This is a genomic window from Methylophilus flavus (genome assembly GCF_042678905.1).
GTDB classification, from domain to species: Bacteria; Pseudomonadota; Gammaproteobacteria; order Burkholderiales; family Methylophilaceae; genus Methylophilus; species Methylophilus flavus.
Genome location: NZ_JBHTLN010000001.1, coordinates 797,712 through 817,378, shown reverse-complemented (window position 1 = coordinate 817,378; position 19,667 = coordinate 797,712). Strand labels below are relative to the sequence as shown.

Below are 19,667 nucleotides of genomic sequence, written 5' to 3'. Positions count from 1 at the left end.
TGGTTGTTCTCGGAATTGCCATGGTACTTAATTCTTGGCTTGTAACCACTGTTGCATGGTGTTGATCTGGGAGTGTTTGGTCAGGTCTACCTGGATGGGTGAAATCGACACAAAGCCTTCTGAAACTGCATGAAAATCGGTACCTTCGCCACCGTCATTCGGCTGCCCGGCAGCCCCTACCCAATAGACGGTTTCGCCACGCGGGGTTTTCAGTTGAATCACCGGTTCGGCTTTATGGCGTTTACCCAGGCGGGTGATTTTCTGACCCTTGATTTCCTGCAACGGCACATCCGGCACATTGACATTCAACAAGGTTGGTTCAAGGAGCTCACTGCGGTTAAAACGCTGGACCAGATCCACCATGACCTTGGCCGCGGTGTCAAAATGACTAGGCGCATGCTGCGACATGGAGACAGCAAAAGAGGGGATGCCAAGCAAATAACCTTCTGTGGCCGCGGCTACCGTGCCTGAATAAATCGTGTCATCGCCCATATTGGCACCATCATTGATGCCGCTGATCACCATATCCGGCATTTCCTGCATCAGCCCGGTGAGTGCAATGTGTACACAGTCAGTTGGCGTGCCATTCACATAAAAAAATCCGTTGGCAGCCTGTTTAACGCTCAAAGGCCTATCCAGTGTGAGGGAGTTACTGGCACCGCTGCGGTTGCGTTCCGGTGCGACCACCGTAATATCGGCAATTTTACTCAGGTGTTGTGCCAGTGCAGCCAGGCCGGGAGCCAGGTAGCCATCGTCGTTGGATAACAGGATTTTCATGCCGGATATTATATAAGGTTTAATGCGCTTGTTTATGCCAGCAGATGAAAGAATTTAGGAAACACGAAATAAGTATTTGCGCGAGCGAATTGCCCAATAAATATGCTTTAAGTGGCGCGGTTTTTTAGCTCCGGCATAACCTGAAGGTTAGCCTGCACTGAAACTTCGTTTTCGTAACCTCGCTGTATACGACATACTATCTCGGCTTCTGCGTTCCGTGCGCCTTGCACTTCATCTCGCACAAACACTTATTTAGTGCTGCCTTCATGACATATGATGTGCGGTCAAGAATTCCAGCGTCATGCAGCCTGGTAACGCCTTCCGGTATATTTGGAATAAGCCACCACACTGGCAAAGAAGACCACGCTCAACACAATTTCCGTCCATGCAAGTGCACGCGTGATGCCGGATTCGGACCACGCCCTGACCACGCCCTCGGTAAAGTAAAACAGGATCAGCATGCCGGACCATTGATAGGTATAGCGTTTGCCGCGCAAAATACCAAACAATGGTGCCAGCAAAGGCAGGGTTTTTAAAAACAGCAAACTGCCGCCGCTGCGTAAGGGCGCCCAGAAGATTTCCCAGCCCAGGCATAGCAAAATCAGGCCCAGCAGGCTAAGGCTGGCGGCCAGACGGCTCCATTTCAAAATGCGCTCTATCATGATCGGCAGGCTTGCGCGAGGGCGACCAGGGCTTTGCGCGCATCCATCGCATTTAACACCGGTTTTTCGAACTGAAAGCGTAACTGGCCGTAAATTTCTTCGCCCTGCGTATATTTGACGTCAAAGCCTTCGGCATCCAGGCCTATCATTTCTGCCTGGTCGGCGGTGATACCGTGGATGTGCTGGCAATATTCCAGCATGCTGTCGATATGATCATCGTTCATATGCGACACGATGCCTGCTTCCTGCGCAGCCAGCATGCTGTCTGACAAATCCTCATTCAGACTATCGCCTTCAAACCAGTCTACACGGCCAAGCCCGGCGATATAGCGCACATGTTCTACGCGAACGCGGTAAAGGTGGAATTCATCCAGGTCATAATAAGTCACTGCATCGGGAAAATAGCGCAGGTAGCGGGCGCGGAAATCAGCGTCATTTTTTTCGCAGGGCAGCGCTTCGCCTATCAAGGTCAGTTGTGCCTGTCTGTTTTCCGTCTCGGAGAATACCAGCAGTGAGACTTTGGCATTTTCATGCACATTTTTCGCATGTTCGGCGCTGGCATTGACCAGGATCACCGGCTCGGCTTGCTGGTTACAGATGAAAGGCGCGATTGCACCAAACGGATAGCCCGGGTATTTCATGGAATAAGTCGACAACACGGCATGGCGTGTGGCGAATAGGAATTGGCGGGCTTCGCGGGTGAGAGCGGCAGACATACAAGTTTCCTCAGTAAACAGTTATTGCAATTTGAGTGCGGTTTCGGCCAGGCGTTTCCCTAAGGCCATGCACAATTTTTTTTCATCGTCGGAAATAGGCTGGTCATCCTTTGCGCCGCCAATATGGCTGGCGCCATAAGGGGTGCCACCGGTCCTGGTCGTCCCCAGTTGCGGTTCAGAATAGGGCAGGCCGACCAGCAGCATGCCGTGATGCATCAAGGGAATCATCATGGTCAGCAATGTCGTCTCGTTGCCACCATGCAGGGAGCCGGTGGAAGTAAATACTGCTGCCGGTCTTCCGATCAATGCGCCTTTGAGCCAGAGGCTGGTGCTGCCATCCAGAAAGTATTTCATAGGCGCGGCCATATTGCCGAAACGGGTCGGGCTGCCCAAGGCCAGCCCGGCACATTCTTCCAGGTCTTGCAACGTGGCATAAGGCGCGCCAGACGCTGGAATGTCCGGTTCAGTCGCTTCGTGGTTAGCTGAAATCTTTGGTACGGTACGTACTCGGGCTTTGGCACCAGGCACGCTTTCCACACCACGTGCGATCAGTTGTGCCATCTCTTTTACAGCGCCGCCCTGGGAATAATAAAGAATCAGGATATCAGTCATTTTTTTCGTTTGTCGCGTAAATTTTGATTTTGATCATCTAACTCAAATAAGCCGATAGCATTAATTAATTCACTGAATTTTGTATAACCATAGTTTCTTGAGTCAAATGCTGAATAGTTTTTGACAATGTGGTTTCTGACGGCACCCGTGGGCGCAAACCCTGATTCATCAGATAATGCTGTGATGGCAGAACGAATGAGAGAAACGAGTTTTGTATCCATCGCCAGTTCTTGCTTGGTTTTCTTAGCGATGGGGACAAGTTTGATCGGCTCATCTTCAGATTTGCTTGCAACGTCTTTTTCAATTTGAACTGGAATTTCTTCAGCAGTTTTATTTTGCAAAAGGATTTCAAAATACACAAATTGATCACAAGCTTCTCTTAATGATTCTGGCGTTTTTTCTTCACCAAATCCATACACCTTTTTCCCAGCTTCACGTAAGCGAATAGCCAACCGGGTGAAGTCACTATCACTTGAAATAATGCAAAATCCATCAAGCGGTGCAGTGTAGAGTAAATCCATGGCATCAATAATTAACGCACTGTCCGTAGAGTTTTTACCTTTGGTATGTGCGTATTGTTGTATAGGTTGAATTGCATGTTTGGGAAGAACTGGTTTCCACTGTTTGACGTGGTCTGAGGTCCAGTCGGCGTAAATACGTCTGACACGCGCATCTCCGAATGTTGAAATTTCTTCAAACAATTTATCAATAATAGGGATGACCTTGAACGTATTGTCAGCATCAATCAAGACTGCCAGTCGTGGATTTTTATTGTCCTGCTGCATGCCGTCCTCCTGGGTTAATCAAAGCTGAAGCCGTAAAACACATCCAGCGCATTATCCGAACCGGTTCGGGTTTCAATCGAGATCCGGTTGGTTAATTGGTAGGTGAGTTTACCAACATTTAGTAGCCCGACAATGCTTTTTTCATAGCCGACCACCAGCTTGCTATTAATGCGTTTACCGACGCTGACCGCATAATTGGTCGAGCCCGAGCCGCGTACATCAATGCTATCCAGGCCTATGGTCTGCGCGATCTTGGTTTGTAATGACACCGAGTCACCTTGCGATAACAAGGCGCTGGCCGCCACGGAGAGCATGGCCATATCGTTGCTGCCGACGGCAGACATCGGTTGCCCCAGCACTAACAGCGAGATTTTGTTTTCATTGCTGGTTTCAGGCGTGGAGACCAGTTTCAGTTGTGGCGTTTGCAGGCTACCGTTGATTTGTATGCCGACTTTGGTATTTTCCACCTGCCGCGTCGCCAGAACGTCCAGGCCAATGTTAGGGATTTTGCCACTGAAAATAAGGCGGCCGGTCTCGATATTAAGCGATTGGCCATAAGCCAGGTAGGTGCCCGTCACTTCCAAAGTGCCACTGGCGGAGAGGTCATCCAGCATGCCGTCAAGACGCATTTTCCCGCTCAAGGCACCATTCAGGCCTTGCCCGCGCAGCATGAATTCTTCTGACTCCTTAAACGGCAGGCCGGGTTTGTCGCCAAAATCGAGACCGAAGTCCTGGAAGCTTATCTGGGATTTTTTTGCCGGCGCTTTATTTTCAGGCGATTGAATGATGATGTCGCTATCCAGCTGTGGCTTATCACCTTTGGGCAATTCAAATAGTCCTTTATGGATGTTGAGGTTGCCGCTGATGCTGGTGTGTGCACTAGTCAGTGTTAACTTGGTATCGCCACTCAGTTGTACCCAGCGGTCCACGCGGGAAAGAGCCTGCAATTGATTGAGCTTGGCAGATAAATCCAGTTGCCAGTCAGGCTGCTGTAAAGACAATCTCCCAGTGGCATCCAGTTCACCGCTCTTGCCGGCAAAATGGATCTGGTTGAAAGTAATCTGGTCGCCAGCCATGGTCGCATTCAGGCGTCCCTGTTCCAGCCATACCCCTTGCGAAGGTATTTGCAGTGCGAGCGCCTCACCTGTCATCGAGCCTTTTAACTGGGGCTTGGACATCACGCCGCTGACTTGTGCATCGACCACCAGTCTGCCTGCAGGTTGAATATCCGAGAATAATCTGGAAAACCAGTTTAACTGCCGGACATCCGCTTTCAGGCTGGCGGATACCGGCGCCGAATTTTTGATCACAAATCCAGTTGTTGTAGGTGTGAAAATGGTATTTGCTGATAATTGCAGGTTAATTGCATCAGCGGAATTGATGGTACTTTCAACACTGACCTTGTTATTTTCTGCTTTGACATTGGCAGCCAGCGTTTGCAAGCCAAGGCCCTGCCATTTGGCGTTATTGATGTCATATACCTGCCAGTCACCCTGACTGCGTTGTAGTTGCAGAAATCCGTTGAGTCGCTGGTCTAGCTGCATATCCCACTGTGCAGATAATCGCAGATGGTCTGCCGGTAACGGGGCTGATTGTTCAGGCACCAGCCACGCCATTAATGCTTGCAACGGAAAGTCTTTGAGCGCACCGCGAGTCTGTAATTGCATCATCTCTGCCGGTTGCGCTGATATGGTGCTTGCAGCTTTGGCCGGGCGGAAATGTAGCCGCTCCACCTGCATCTGGCCTTCGTATACATTCAATGCCAGTTGTTGCAGATCAAAACCTTGCGATGCGCTCCAGGCCATGTTCGCAGGATTGGCTAAACGGAACACTTTTCCGCTGGCATCCTGTAATTGCGTAAGCTGGGCTTGCCAGCGGTCATTCTGCCATGCTCCGTTCAGCGCTAATTGTATGTTGCGTTGCAATGAAGGATCTGAATCTTTGATTTGTACCGTGAGTTGATGCTGTGCCAATGAACCCTTTAAATTGAGCTCAGCTTCAATGGGGGGACTCTCCGTGCCCTGGGCGTTTTGTTGCGACAAACCGTGTAGCTTGATCTGGTGGTCTAAAGCGTCCTGCACATTGTCAGAAGCTTGTCCCTGCACTTCAAACCCGGCTAATGCCAGGCCTTGTGGTAATTGCAGTTGTTGACCAGATAAACGGTAGCTGGCATGGAAGCCATCTGACAGGTGCTGGAGCATGCCTTCGCCTTTCACCTGGCCGGAAAATCCAGGCATAAACTGCGCCAGGTTTGGCAGATTGGCCTGCCATGAGAGCTGGGTTGCCTTGGGTGTAGCAGTTTGCGTGCTACGGATTGTGAATGTGTTTTTATCCAGTTGCGCCAGCAAATCCATGGCGGTTAATTGCTGGCCTTGCAATGTGGCTGACCCACGGACTATCAACGGCTGCGTTTGCAGGCGGCTGTCTCCTGCATCCACTTTTACCTGGATAATGCCGGTGTCGGTCAGGCTGCCATCGGCGGTGACTTTTAAATCCATATGTCCAGCCAGTTGCGGATGCACATGCCTGGCCTGGAATTGTTGCAGGTGAAACAGGAAATGGCTGTTGCGGGCGTCGTCCAGGCCTATAGTGGCTTTCAATAGCACCACATCTTCACCAGGCTGTGTGGCAGGCGCGATAGCAAACGGTTTACTCTCCGGCTGGTAGTGATGGCTGGCGGCAATATCGACTTTGGTCAGATCGCCATGTAATTCAGTGCGCAGATGATAGGGCAGATCCCCTTGTGGTTGCTTGATATCCATCCAGCCATTTAATGGAAACGGCGCTGCATTCTGCATCTGGAAGTGGGTGCTGATTTCCCCCCATGGGCTGTGCGCCTGTGCGATGCGGAATTGCATGGCTTTATTGTCAGCGTCAAGATCAAACTTGATCTGCTCTATATGGTAAGTGCTTGGCCCTTGGATAATCGTCAGCCGTTCAATGTTACCGGACAGCAGATGGAAAGGTAGCGGGATGTTGATGCGGTTCGGCAAGGGCCCGCTTGCCGTTTTGGTCGTGGGCGCAGGATTTTCTGCCTGCGGTTTGAACTGTAAGGTCACCTGTTTGGCCACAAAGCTTGATACGGTGAGTTCACCACGGGGCGTGACGCCTAATCGCATATCCGATGCAATACCTTCGACCTTGAGGGTGGCATTTCCCAGATCAGTTTCAAATTCTTTCAGGCTGGTAACCACCATGACATTGGCTGCCCACACGATTTGCGGTGTGATGACCAGGCTAAGGCAAAGCGTAGTTACCAGTAATAAACGACATAAAGTTGAGAGAGTGTGCATGAACAACATTAAAAATTCACTCCCAGGTTAAAGTGCAAACGGTATTCCTTGGTTTCTTCTCCATAGGCGATATCCACCCCCACCGGCCCGATCGGGCTGCGGAAACGTGCACCCACCCCGTAGCCAAGCACCGGGTCATAATCTTTCCAGCTGTTGGCGGCGTTACCAAAATCCACAAATACTGCTGCGCCCCAGGAGGGCGTCAGCCATTGCACCACTTCGCTGCTGCCGGTCAGCAGTACACGGCCGCCCACAGTGGCACCACCTTCATTCACACCTAATGACTGGAAGGCATAGCCACGCACAGACTGGTCCCCACCGGCACGGAATAAATAAGTGGCGGGAACGCTGTTGGCGGAACCGGTGACACTGCCCACTTCCAGCCTGCCCAGCCATTGGGTGGAGCTGGTTAATGGATAAAACACCTGCGCCCTGGCTTGGGATTGTAAAAAGCGCCCGTCAGAAATCTGCTCAAACGGTGAAAGCTGGAATTGGGTATTTAATATCCAGCCTTTGGTCGGCGCCTGCTGGTGATCGAGATCGCGCAGGTTAAAACCGTAGGTGACCGTCAGGGCTTTATTGAATTGTGAAGTGACGTCATCCACTTGCAGGTATTCGTACAGCAGGTTGGCGCCAATGAACTGCTCAAATTTTCTTGGTTGCCCCCAATAGCGGCGCACCCCGTTTTGCAATGCGGTGGTGACTTGTCCTTCCAGGTCAGTGCGGGTAAGGCTGTTCTGTATGCTATCCCGGTAACCTTTTGCATCCATCAGGAAGTTGATATTCGAAGTGGCCGCCTGTAAGCGCTGTTCCAGCCGGATGCTGCTGTCCCACAATAACCCGCGATCAAACAAGTTACGATCTGTGTAGTTAAACACAATACGCGCACCGGTATTGGTGCTGGCGCCAACGCCTATGCGGAAGGATTTTTCTTCCATCTCCCGCACGGTAACATCTACATCTGCCGTGCGGTCCGGGTTCAATGCCTGGGTATTGGCGACTACATCCACCTGGCTGAATTTGCCGGTGCTCATAAAACTGTTTTGTAACAACAGTAAATCGGATTGACGATATGGGTCGCCAGCTTTAACGGTATTCAGCGGACGGATCAAGGTTTCCGGATAATGTTTCAAGCCGTGGATATTCACTTTGCCAAAACGCACTGCCGGGCCGGAGTCTACTGCAATATCAATAGAGACTTCCTGTGTTTGCGGTTGGACCATCGCTTGTGATTGCGTGATTTTCGCATTGGGGAATTCGACCTGCAGCAATGAGGCTAACAGGTCACGTTTTGCTGCCGCCCAGGCTTGCTGGGTAAATACATTATTCACTTGTAAACGCCAGTTTTTATTAGCGTTTTCCAGAATCTCTTTATAGGCAGGCTGCTGTATTTCGCCGGTCAGCAAGACAGAGACTTTGCTGACTTTTGCCTGCGGCGGCAAGTGGATGCGAAATTCACTGACATGTGCGGAAGGCTGGTAGGCCACCGTTTTTACTTTGAAATAGCCTTCTGTAGCCAGCAGGTCAGCGATTTCCTGCGGCGTTTTCTGGATCAGCCGCCGCCATTCACCTTCATTCATGCGCGGGTTTTGCATCGCTTCATGTAATGTCAGATGTTTTTCCAGCAACTCGCGCAGTTGCTGTTTATTTTCAGGCGCTGAGTCGTTATCCAGTGAAAATCTGGTTTGATAAGTTTTGCCCTGCTTAACCTGAAACCAATCGCTATCTTTTGCCTGAGCGGCAGGCGTCGTAATGATTGTTGTCGTAAGCAATAAGCAAAAAAATATGAAGTACTGCGAAGAATAAGGTTTTAGAGAAATCAGGCGTAGCAGCCAGGGCAGTCCGCCCTGACTAACAAAAGAAATCAAACCAAAAGCGGGCTGCCTTAATGCAGTGTGTGAGAAATTAAAAACAGAACAATCCCTGAACAAGTCACTAAATATGTTTTACCAATTGACTCGCCTTACCGGTATAAGTTGCAGGTGTCATTGCCAGTAAAGTCTGTTTTGCTTCGGCCGGGATTTGCAGCGTTTCAATAAAGGCATGCAGCGATTGCTGGTTAATGCCGCCTTTACCGCGTGTCAGTTCTTTTAACTGCTCATACGGGTTTTCAATGCCATAGCGACGCATCACAGTCTGGATAGGTTCGGCCAGCACTTCCCAGCTATTGTCCAGATCTTCCTGCAAGCGTTGTGGATTAATCTCAAGCTTGTTGAGGCCGCGCAGGCAGGAGTCATAAGCCAGCAGGGAATAGCCAAGCGCGACACCCATGTTACGCAACACAGTAGAATCAGTCAGGTCGCGCTGCCAGCGTGAAACAGGCAGCTTTTCTGCCAGGTGACGCAGGATGGCATTAGCCAGGCCCAGGTTACCTTCCGAATTTTCAAAATCAATCGGGTTGACTTTATGCGGCATGGTAGAAGAGCCGATTTCGCCAGCTTTGACTTTTTGCTTGAAATAACCTACTGATATATAACCCCAGATGTCACGATTCAGGTCGATCAAAATGGTGTTGATGCGGGACAAGGTGTCATACAGTTCAGCCATATAGTCATGCGGCTCGATCTGGATAGTCATTGGGTTGTAAGTCAGGCCCAAAGACTCTACAAAGGTTTTGGCAAAGTTTTCCCAGTCAATATCCGGGTAGGCAGACAAATGCGCATTGAAGTTACCCACTGCGCCGTTGATTTTGCCCAATATTTCGTTGGCTTGCAGTTGTTTGAGCTGGCGTTGCAGGCGATACACTACATTGGCTAGCTCTTTACCCATGGTGGTCGGGCTAGCTGTCTGGCCGTGTGTGCGCGACAGCATTGGTTGCTCGGCCAGCGCATGTGCAAGCTCGGTTAATCGGGCAACAACTAAAGATAGGTTAGGCAGAATCACGCTGTCACGTGCAGATTTAAGCATCAAGGCATGTGACAGGTTATTGATATCTTCTGAAGTACAGGCAAAATGGATAAATTCACTGGCTTTTTTGATGTCGTGATTGCCGTCAAATTTTTCCTTGAGCCAGTACTCCAGCGCTTTCACGTCATGATTGGTACGCGATTCAATCGCTTTAACCTGCATGGCATCATCCTCGCTGAACGTTTGGATGGCTGCATCGAGTTCAGCAATGGTGTCGGTGCTGAACGGCGCGATTTCTGCCAGTTTTGCTTCTGCACTCAGCGCTTTTAACCATTCCACTTCTACCAGGGCTCGATGTTTGATCAATGCATATTCGCTAAAAAATGGGCGCAACGGGTCAAGTTTCGCGTGATAACGGCCGTCTAACGGGGAGAGTGCATTGAGGGTGGTAAGAGACATGAATATAAAGCGGGGTGGATTTGAAAGTCGACATTTTACCCAATCCGGCAGCGCTTGTCTTTTTCTATTCTTGTACAGTTGTGTGCCTTTTAATCCTTGGCTTAGGTTAGAGTACGGTTACAGAGGAGCGAATTTGCAGATGAAAACCGCTTTGTTTGGCAAATTATGCTTGCCAGTGCCGTGACATAATCGCTCACTGGAAATCTATTGCACATGAGACGCCACTCTCCATCCTTTATTAGTATTGCGGCAGGCTTTTGCCTGTCGCTGTGCCTGCTATGGTCGCAGATACTGGCGGATGATTACGTACTGGCGATGCTGGAAAAGGTCAGACAGCGTTATGGTGAAGAGGCCTACCAGAATGTCATGCGCTTGAATGAGCTGTTCAACCAGCTTGGCAGCGCCACTGAAATGACCAAGATAGGCATGGTCAATGATTTCACCAACCAGCATGTGCTGTTTGTCGATGATATCAATTTATGGGGCGTGGACGATTACTGGGCCAGCCCGCTGGAAACCTTGGGCAAGGGTGCCGGGGACTGTGAAGACTTCAGTATCGCCAAATATACCTTGCTCAAGAAACTTGGTATCCCTCAGGACAAGTTACGCCTGACTTATGTTCGCGCACGCATGGCTAGCGGCAACATTCGACCGCATATGGTGCTGGCTTATTATGCAATGCCGACCAGCGACCCCCTCATTCTTGATAACTTGAATTTCGAAATATTGCCAGCTTCAAGGCGCGGCGATTTATTCCCGGTATTTAGTTTCAACGAAAAAGGCCTGTTTGTCGCCAATAACCCGAATATGCGTGCCGGATCACCGAATAATATTTCCAAATGGCGAGATGTGCTGACACGCATGCGGCAGGACGGACTGGAATAATGAGAACCTTAAAACACCTGAACCAACTGGAATATTTGAAAACCTTGGCTAAGATATGGTTAACGTGGAAAGTTAATGCTAGTCTTATGATTAAAGCCTGCATGAAAGCCGGGTTATCGATGAGTTTACCCCAAGAAAAAAGAGGGCTTAGAACATGTCATTAATAAAACAAATACGCATAGCGATTTCTGTCATTATTTTGATGGTGGCAGCAGGGTGCCTGTTTTTGGGGGTGTATGATGACCACCGTTTCATGGCCGAGCAATTGCAGAAGAAAAATAACGATAATGCCAATGGCCTGGCGATTACCTTGTCCAATATCCAGAAGGATAATGTCACGGTAGAGCTGATTATCAGCGCCCAGTTTGACATGGGTCATTACCGGCGCATCGCGATTATCTCGCCTGATAACAAACCCATGATTGAGCGTATCAACCGCCAACCACATTCAGTAGCACCGGGTTGGTTCCAGTCCCTTTTCTCCGTCAGCATTCATCCTGGCATTGCCAATATCCAATCTGGCTGGCAGCAATATGGCACGCTGGTACTCGAAAGTGAACCCTCCCTGGCTTATGACCAATTGTGGGAGACCTCGCGCCATGCCGTCTTGTGGACACTGATCGTGGCTTTCTTAAGTTATGTGGTGTCCGGTTTTTGGCTGAAAAAAATACTGAAACCACTGGATGATGTGATTGCACAGGCTGAAGCCCTGGGTGAGCGCAAATACATCACCATTGAAGAGCCACATACAGAAGAGTTCCGCAAACTGGTACGCACCATGAATACGCTTTCTGACCGGGTGAAGTCAATGGTGACGGCGGAATCAGAGCGTTTGAATGTACTGAACCAGCAAATCAACTATGACGAGTTGACCGGGCTGATGAATCAATCGCACTTTACCAATACTGCCTCGGTCGCCCTGAAAAGCGAAAGCTTTGTGGAAGGCATGCTCACGCTGGTGCAATTGCATAATCTGCCAGACATCGACAAGCAGCTGGGCTACAGCGTCACCAACCAGCTGATCAAAAAAGTAGGCGATGCCCTGCAGTTGCAGATGTCGCATTACCCTGATGTTGTTTGCGGAAGATTGTCCGGTAGCGAGTTTGGTGTGTTCAGCCGTCAGCCTCTGGATGATTTTATCGTGGCTTCAGAACTCAAGCTGGTACTTGAAAAACTGAATGCAGCACAACAAATCGTGCAGTTCCAGTTTGTGTTGACGCATACCAAAACCAAAAAAGGTGATGACTTTGTCGATATCCACCGGGTCATGCAGTTTATTATGGACCTGGCCAGTGACCAGGCAGCCTTGCCTATGCGTGTGATGAATGCGAATAGCATCGTCACTTCTCGGAAAAATTACCTCAGCCAGTGGAAAGAACAATTCCTGCATGCCATCGAGCACAAGCAAATCAAGCTCGCGCGGTATCCGGTCATGCAAAAAGGTAAACAACTCTTCCACTATGAATGCCCGCTGCGCCTCCATATTGATGAGGGTGACCAATGGCTGGCGGCAGGTGCGTTTATTGACTGGGCAAGCCAGCTGGACATGATCAAAACATTGGATGGCCTGGCGCTGGAATACGCTGTCGACATGCTGGAAAAAAATAATGCCAACCTGAGTGTCAATGTGTCAGCTGCTGCGATGCGTAGTGACGAGTATAAAGACAAGCTGCAAAGCCTGATTTTAAACGTAAAAAATCCTTCAAGACTAAGTTTTGAAATTGGCGAAGAAGCGGCATTCAGTGATTTTGTGCAATTCACACAGTTTGTTCATTTAGTCAAATCTCTGGGCTGTGTGGTAGGCATGGAACACGTTGCGACAAGACTGGCGCAGCTGGGTGACTTGCATGAACTTGGTCTGGATTTCGTGAAATTTGATGCCTCTTTGATACGGGATATCCATCTGCGCCCACAGCAGCAATCGCTATTGCGTGGCTTATGCATGATGGTACGCACCATGGGAATCCTGCCGATTGCGGAAGGCGTACAGGATCAGCAGGAGCTCGATAGCCTTAACTCGGTGGGAATTGGGGCTGTTACAGGACCTTTTGTGCAGGAAACACTGCAATTTGGTGACTAGTAAACAATGTCAATCTTTGTAACTCGCGGGATTTTTGCCATATACTCAGCGTATTGAGTGGGGTTGACACTACATATAATCGAAGCTGCTTAATATTAAGTATGAGCCGTTGATAAGGACAATAAAAAGCCAAAGCCATGGAAACGACGCAATATTTTAATCAAACCGACAAAGACGTTTTACTCGAGTGTCTGCTTTATATCTGCCGTCATAATAGACTGGCAACCACCCGGGATGCGTTAACTTCCGGCTTGCCTCTTGAAGACGGCAAGCTCAACCCTGAGTTGTTCAAACGCTCTGCCGAACGGCTGCGTCTCGACGTTACCGTGCAGCAAGCTGCGATCACTGCCCTGAACCAGCCGCAAACAGATATTACCTTGCTGCTTAATAATCATCGGGCCTGCCAGCTCTTAAAGGTCGATGACAGCCACCATTTCGCCCAAGTGGTTTTCCCCGACTTGTCACCCGAGCCTGTGACCATGAGCCTGGCCGATCTCGCTGCAGAATATACAGGGTACGCGCTGGTCACCAAACAGAGCTATATCTTTGATGCACGTACACCCGAAGTCGGCAGGGTGAGGATCAGGCACTGGTTCTGGGGCACGATTGCCGAGAATAAAGGCATTTATCGCGATGTGATGGTCGCAGCCTTGCTGATCAATATCTTCGCGCTGGCGATGCCGCTGTTTACCATGAACGTGTATGACCGCGTAGTACCTAACAAAGCGGTGGAAACGTTGTGGGTATTGGGTATCGGTGTCGGCCTGATTGTGCTTGGCGATTTGCTGTTGCGTTCCATGCGTGCCTATTTCCTCGACTGGGCCAGTTCACGTATCGATGTGAAGCTCAGTGGCCAGATTATGGAGAAGGTGCTGGGTACACGCTATGATGCCAAGCCAACCTCAGTCGGCTCTTTTGCATCCAACCTGCGTTCATTCGAAAGCGTACGTGACTTTATCACCTCGGCCACGGTGGTGACGTTGATCGATCTGCCATTCGGGATTATTTTCCTGGTTGTGATTGCCTGGATCAGTCCGTTTATGGTGTTACCGGCAGTGATCGGCGGCGCAGTAGTATTGATCTACTCACTCAGCGTGCAAAGCAAAATGCATGATTTGTCCGAGACCATGTACCGCGCCAGTGCACAACGTAATGCCACACTGATTGAAAGCCTGGTCGGCCTTGAAACGGTCAAGTCCATGGGGATCGAAGGGCAGATGCAGGGGAAATGGGAACGTAGTGCGCTATTCCTGTCCGAAGTCGGCAGCAAGCTTAAATTGTTATCTTCTTCAATCACCAATGGCTCTTATGCCTTGCAGCAAATTATCAGTGTCGCCATCATTATTCTGGGTGTATACCTGATTTCGAATGGTGACCTGACCATGGGTGGCCTGATTGCCTGTTCACAATTGACCAGCCGCGCATTAGCGCCGATTTCACAAATCGCCAGCCTGTTTACCCAATACCATACTGCCGCTACTTCACTGAAGTCATTAGAGGCGATTATGGAAAAGCCGGTTGAGCGCGGTAAAGATGTGAGCTTTCTGTCACGTCCAGCCTTTAAAGGTGAAATCGAATTTAAAAATGTGTCTTTTAAATACCCTGGCACAGATGAGCTGGCATTAAACGGGATTTCTTTCAGGATACGTCCAGGCGAGCATGTAGGCCTGATCGGGCGTATGGGTTCAGGCAAAACAACGATCAACAAACTCATTCTTGGCCTGTACCAGCCTAGCGAAGGCGCCATCCTGATTGATGGTATTGACGCCCGCCAGATTGACCCGGCCGAGTTACGCCGCAGTATTGGCTATGTACAACAGGATAACCACCTGTTTTATGGCACGCTGCGCGACAATATTACTTTGCGCCACCAGCATGCGGATGATCAGGCAGTGCTCAATGCGGCTCTGGTAGGTGGTATAGCCGAATTCGTCAATGCGCATCCTAAAGGCTTTGATCTCGAAGTAGGCGAGCGCGGGGACACTTTATCAGGCGGCCAGCGACAAGGTGTGGGCATCGCACGTGCTTTTGTGACCAGCCCGCAGATTGTGCTGCTGGATGAGCCTACAAGTGCAATGGATCATTCCGGAGAAGAAAGTGTAAAGAATCGAATTGCTGAAGCAACAGTCAACAAAACCTTGATTGTGATCAGTCATCGTAACGGCATGCTGGAACTGGCCGAACGTTTAATCGTGATTGATTCCGGGCAGATTGTGGCTGATGGTTCTAAAGAAGACGTTACCGCTGCGTTGCGTGCGGGTAAAGTGGGTAAGGCAAGGTAACATCATGGCAAAAAAAATATTTGATAAATATGGTGACATTACCAAGAACGACAGTATCTGGGTGCGCTTAGGCAAGCCGGTACATTTATTAGTCGATAAGATAATCAAGACCGACACAGCAGAAAATCGCTCATGGACCGAACAGGCTCATGATGTGATGGTTGAGGACAGCATGCTGCATGCCAAGCTGATTATGTATGCCATCTTTGTGATTTTGATTGTATTGCTTGTATGGGCGAATTTGGCTGAAGTCGATGAAGTGACGCGCGGTGAAGGCCGCGTGATTCCTTCCGGCCAGATACAGTTGGTGCAATCCCTGGATGGCGGTATCGTGACCGATATTATGGTCAGGCTGGGAGATACGGTAAAACGTGGGCAACCGCTGATTAAAATTGATGAAACAAGGGCCATCTCTTCGTTGAAAGAGAATGAAAGCCAGTATTTGTCCTTGAGAGCCAAAGAGGCACGCTTAAAGGCGTTGGCAAATGGTGGTGCTTTTAACCCGCCGAGTGAAGTGCAACTGAAAGTGCCTGATACTTATCTGCAAGAGTTACAGTTATTTAATGCAGGGCGTGCAGAACTGGATTCGCAGGTTAATATTGCTAGGGATCAACTGTCGCAACGTGAGCGTGAACTTTCAGAGGTCCAGTTTAAAAGAGAAGTAGCGATCAAGACTTATGACTCTAATAGCCGCGAACTGGCAGCGAATCGTCCGTTACTGAATAGTGGCGCTGTCTCTGAAATTGAAATTCTGCGTTTGGAGCGAGAAGCCAACCGGGCCAAAGGGGATATTGACCAGGCTTCGGCACAAATGGGACGCATTACAGCATCCATTTCAGAGGCGCGCCGCAAGATTTCAGAGGCGCAACAGACCTTTACGAGTAAGGTGCGTACAGAGCTGAACGAGACGACGGCGAAAATTAATAGCCTGACCCAATCCAGCCTGGCATTGTCGGATAAGGTTAAACAATCGACGCTGCTATCTCCTGTGAATGGCAAAATCAGCAAGCTGTATTACAACACTGTAGGTGGCGTGATTCAGGCCGGCAAGGAAGTCATGGAAGTGGTACCTTCTGATGATGCGCTGGTGATTGAAGCCAAAATCCAAACCAAGGATATTGCGTTTATCCGTCCCAAACAACCGGCTATTGTCAAGCTGACAGCTTACGATTACAGCATTTACGGCAGTCTTGATGGAGAAGTGCAAGATATTGCAGCGGATTCGACGATAGACGATAAAGGAAATGCTTTTTATGTCGTTAAGGTAAGAACAATAAAGAATAATATCGGCGACCATCTGCCAATTATTCCTGGTATGGTGGCACAGGTAGATATTTTGACAGGCAAGAAAACCGTGATGTCTTACTTGCTTAAACCTGTGCTTAAGGCTAAATCGTATGCATTAACCGAGCGCTAATCACTATGAAACATATTTTTATTACATCATTAAAGCAGCCCGTCGAAGCCTGGCTGAATGCCTTCCCTAAGTTGGTCACCAGTGCGGAAGTGGTTTCTGCCGATGTTGCCGGAGCGACCATAGTATGGGTACACGCTCAGTTGGAAAGCAGCAACCAATGGCGTACACAAGTGCAGCAAGTGCTGTCCTTGATTCCTTCAGCCAAGGTGATTGTGCTGTCGAATAACCCTGAGCAGGCTGAAGCGATGCAGGCCCTGGAGTTGGGTGTGGTTGGTTATCTGCACGCGTATGCGCATCACCAGGTGCTTAAAGAGGTTTACAGCGTGGTATCACATGGCGGTATCTGGTTGGGACGCGACTTGTTGAAGCATTTGATTACGTTGACCGCCCGCGGCTCACGTCAAACTGTCGATGTGCTTGAAGAGGTGCTGGAAGGTTTGACCAAGCGCGAGCGTGAAGTTGCACTTGAGGCAGCCAAAGGTAATAGTAATAAAGAAATCGCCAGAACTCTTTCCATTTCAGAGCGTACTGTCAAAGCACATCTGACATCCGTATTTGATACCCTGAAAGTAAGAGACCGTTTGCATCTGGCATTGGTATTACAAGGTCAGTCCCCGCAAGGTCATTTTGGCCTGGAAAAGGGCGTAAAGACCGGTTCATCAGGTAAATCACATCTGAATTCATAAATTCGGATGCTCCATTTACATCAATAATCCTTAAATTAATAGAGTTTAGGGGATTTTTATGCAAGGTATAGAGTCTCAACATTCCTGTTTGTGACTTTTTTGCCTAAAATCCCCTATTAAACCAACTTTGGTAGGGTGGGTTATGCTTGTGCCTTAACAATACTGTCGTTATACTCACTTCAGGATGAATCTTTAATAACTTGTTAAGAGTCTGCACATGAAACTAAAAAAAATTGCCTCTGCATTAATCATAGGAGTGTTTTCCTACTCCTCTATATCTTGGGGTGCTAGTCCCGAAACTTTGGAAAAAATAATCGAGAAAGCGGTGTCTGAGAACCCTGAGGTTCAAGCCCGCTTTCATGCTTATAAAGGAGCTGAATTTGATGAAGCTGCCGCCAAAGGTAGATACCTGCCAAATGTGACAGTTGATCAAGTATTCAGAAATCAGGAGCGTGTGGTTCCTGTCAATATTAATAATACTAACTCTCCAAACCAGCAATCCACCTTAACTTTACGCCAAATGATTTTTGATGGTTTGGCGACCCCGGCAGAGGTTGGCCGTCTGGACCATGTGGCAAAGTCCCGTTTTTATGATTTACAAGGGCAAATGCAAAGTGTTGCATTGGATACTGCTACTGCTTATTATGATTTGTTGCGATATCGTCGTCTAGTTTCTTACGCTGAAGACAACTATATTGTGCATAAGCAAGTGCACGAAAAAATCAAGTCTCGTGTAGATGCCGGTGTAGGCAAAAAAGTTGACCTTGAACAAGCCACTGGCCGTTTGGCACTGGCTGAAGCTAATCTGCTGACAGAAACAACGAACCTGTATGATGTGTCTGCAAGATTCCAGCGTCTGGTAGGCGAGCTACCTCCAGCCAACGTGGTTGAAGTGCAGATGACAGGGGATGGCTTATCCGAAAGCGCTGATCAGGTACTTGATACAGCATACAAACAAAACCCTAATATCTTGGCGGCCATTGAAAACATCGTTGCTGTTGAGAAATCTGTTTCTGGCAGAAAAGCACCTTTTATGCCCAGACTGGATTTGCAAGGGCGTAAAGTTCTTGATGTAAATGATGCAAGCAGAAACAGTATACTGGCTGCAGATACACTTGAAGTTACTGCCAGCTGGAACATTTTCAATGGCTTCACGGATAAAAATAATTTAGATTCTGCTTCTCAAGAACTTAACCGCTCACATGATTTACGTGACAAAGCTTGTATCGACACGCGTCAACTGGTGGCAATCGCTTACAACAATATCCGTCAATTAAATGAGCAAGTTGCTTATCGTAAACAACATCAAGACTCGATTGAAAATGCACGTCTGGCTTACCGTAAGCAATATGATATTGGCCAACGTACATTGCTTGACTTATTGGATACGGAGAACGAATATTTCCAGTCCCGTCGTAACTTCACCAATGCTGAAATGGACTTGAGTACTTCTTACGCAAGAACTTATGCCGGACAAGGTTTATTACTGCGTAAGTTGGGTGTAACCCGTGCTGATGTCGGTGAATATGCGCGTGAAGAATATCTGGATCGTGAGAATGTTTGTCAGGCGCTGGCACCAACACAGTTGGTGAGTGATAAAGCCGCCTTAATGGCGAATGCCAAACCTTGGGAAGGCGAAGCTTTTAAACCAAAAGGTCCAGAAAAAGCGACCATGAAGTTTACGCCACGTATTCTGTTCCAGGCCAATAGCGCTATTATTTTGCCTGAATCCTATGCTGATCTTGATATCGTCTACGACGTAGTCAAAGAGTGGGGTAATGACAAGATTGAAATTGCCGGTCACACAGATAAGCGTAATACTTCAAAAGAGAAATACAACCTCTTACTGTCTGAAAAACGTGCGAAAGCAGTTGCTGACTACCTGGCCAAAAAAGGTCTGGATGCGAGCCGTATCGTTGTTAAAGGTTACGGTTACTCTCAGCCGATCGCTGAGAATGATCCGGTCAATGGTAATGACGCGAACCGCCGTGTTGAAGTCATTCGTTATCAGTCAGTCGCTGAGTAATTGATATTGATTGTATTGCCCGCCTGATTGCGGGTATTGAATAAAAAGCGAAGCTGGTATCAGCTTCGCTTTTTCTATATTGAACATCAATTTGAGCTTATATTCTTGAGCCGCGCATTATTCTTAGTCATCCCTGCTAA

General features: G+C 48.7%; 14 protein-coding genes. 6 read left to right on the top strand and 8 right to left on the bottom strand.

Translation table 11 applies throughout. The annotated features are described in order from the left end of the window. Positions 1 to 27 precede the first annotated feature (27 nt). From surE to purB, 8 genes are all read right to left on the bottom strand, one after another. Entirely contained in the window at positions 28 to 777 is a 750-nt protein-coding gene (gene surE / locus ACFQ2T_RS03770) for a 5'/3'-nucleotidase SurE (RefSeq protein ID WP_379030706.1), read from the bottom strand. A 299-nt stretch (positions 778 to 1,076) separates the two neighbouring features. Beyond that, the gene (locus ACFQ2T_RS03765; protein WP_379030703.1) at positions 1,077 to 1,439 is read right to left on the bottom strand and encodes a DUF2069 domain-containing protein; all 363 of its coding nucleotides are present in this window, start codon (positions 1,437 to 1,439) and stop codon (positions 1,077 to 1,079) included. Beyond that, positions 1,436 to 2,155 carry a HugZ family pyridoxamine 5'-phosphate oxidase gene (locus ACFQ2T_RS03760; RefSeq protein WP_379030700.1) on the bottom strand — a complete coding sequence of 240 codons (720 nt, stop codon included), beginning with the start codon at positions 2,153 to 2,155 and terminating at the stop codon, positions 1,436 to 1,438. The genes ACFQ2T_RS03765 and ACFQ2T_RS03760 overlap by 4 nt, the downstream gene beginning before the upstream one ends. Before the next feature lie 21 nt (positions 2,156 to 2,176). Further along, positions 2,177 to 2,767 (bottom strand): NAD(P)H:quinone oxidoreductase, encoded by a 591-nt coding sequence (gene wrbA / locus ACFQ2T_RS03755; protein ID WP_379030697.1) that lies wholly within the window; start codon positions 2,765 to 2,767, stop codon positions 2,177 to 2,179. Beyond that, on the bottom strand, positions 2,764 to 3,552 hold the full coding sequence (locus tag ACFQ2T_RS03750; RefSeq protein WP_379030694.1) for an NYN domain-containing protein: 789 nt from the start codon (positions 3,550 to 3,552) through the stop codon (positions 2,764 to 2,766). Before ACFQ2T_RS03750 ends, wrbA begins: the two co-directional genes overlap by 4 nt. 14 nt (positions 3,553 to 3,566) lie before the next feature. Then, a complete protein-coding gene (locus ACFQ2T_RS03745) occupies positions 3,567 to 6,845 on the bottom strand; it encodes a translocation/assembly module TamB domain-containing protein (RefSeq protein WP_379030691.1) in 3,279 nt (1,092 codons plus the stop codon). Between the two features lie 8 nt (positions 6,846 to 6,853). After that, positions 6,854 to 8,617, bottom strand: coding sequence for an autotransporter assembly complex protein TamA (locus ACFQ2T_RS03740; protein ID WP_379030688.1), 1,764 nt, complete (start codon positions 8,615 to 8,617; stop codon positions 6,854 to 6,856). 163 nt (positions 8,618 to 8,780) lie between these two features. Beyond that, the gene (purB, locus tag ACFQ2T_RS03735; protein WP_379030685.1) at positions 8,781 to 10,151 is read right to left on the bottom strand and encodes an adenylosuccinate lyase; all 1,371 of its coding nucleotides are present in this window, start codon (positions 10,149 to 10,151) and stop codon (positions 8,781 to 8,783) included. Between the two features lie 213 nt (positions 10,152 to 10,364). On the opposite strand from purB, the gene ACFQ2T_RS03730 reads away from it, so the two are divergent. From ACFQ2T_RS03730 to ACFQ2T_RS03705, 6 genes are all read left to right on the top strand, one after another. Next, positions 10,365 to 11,036 (top strand): transglutaminase-like cysteine peptidase, encoded by a 672-nt coding sequence (locus ACFQ2T_RS03730; protein ID WP_379030682.1) that lies wholly within the window; start codon positions 10,365 to 10,367, stop codon positions 11,034 to 11,036. 154 nt (positions 11,037 to 11,190) lie between these two features. Next, positions 11,191 to 13,116, top strand: coding sequence for an EAL domain-containing protein (locus ACFQ2T_RS03725; protein ID WP_379030679.1), 1,926 nt, complete (start codon positions 11,191 to 11,193; stop codon positions 13,114 to 13,116). Between the two features lie 137 nt (positions 13,117 to 13,253). Continuing rightward, on the top strand, positions 13,254 to 15,398 hold the full coding sequence (locus ACFQ2T_RS03720) for a type I secretion system permease/ATPase (RefSeq protein ID WP_379030676.1): 2,145 nt from the start codon (positions 13,254 to 13,256) through the stop codon (positions 15,396 to 15,398). A gap of 4 nt (positions 15,399 to 15,402) precedes the next feature. After that, positions 15,403 to 16,815, top strand: coding sequence for an HlyD family type I secretion periplasmic adaptor subunit (locus ACFQ2T_RS03715; RefSeq protein ID WP_379030673.1), 1,413 nt, complete (start codon positions 15,403 to 15,405; stop codon positions 16,813 to 16,815). Positions 16,816 to 16,820: 5 nt separating this feature from the next. After that, entirely contained in the window at positions 16,821 to 17,501 is a 681-nt protein-coding gene (locus ACFQ2T_RS03710) for a LuxR family transcriptional regulator (protein WP_379030670.1), read from the top strand. A gap of 217 nt (positions 17,502 to 17,718) precedes the next feature. Beyond that, positions 17,719 to 19,527: a TolC family outer membrane protein gene (locus ACFQ2T_RS03705; RefSeq protein ID WP_379030667.1), complete on the top strand. Its 1,809-nt coding sequence runs from the start codon at positions 17,719 to 17,721 to the stop codon at positions 19,525 to 19,527. The last annotated feature ends 140 nt before the right edge of the window (positions 19,528 to 19,667 follow it).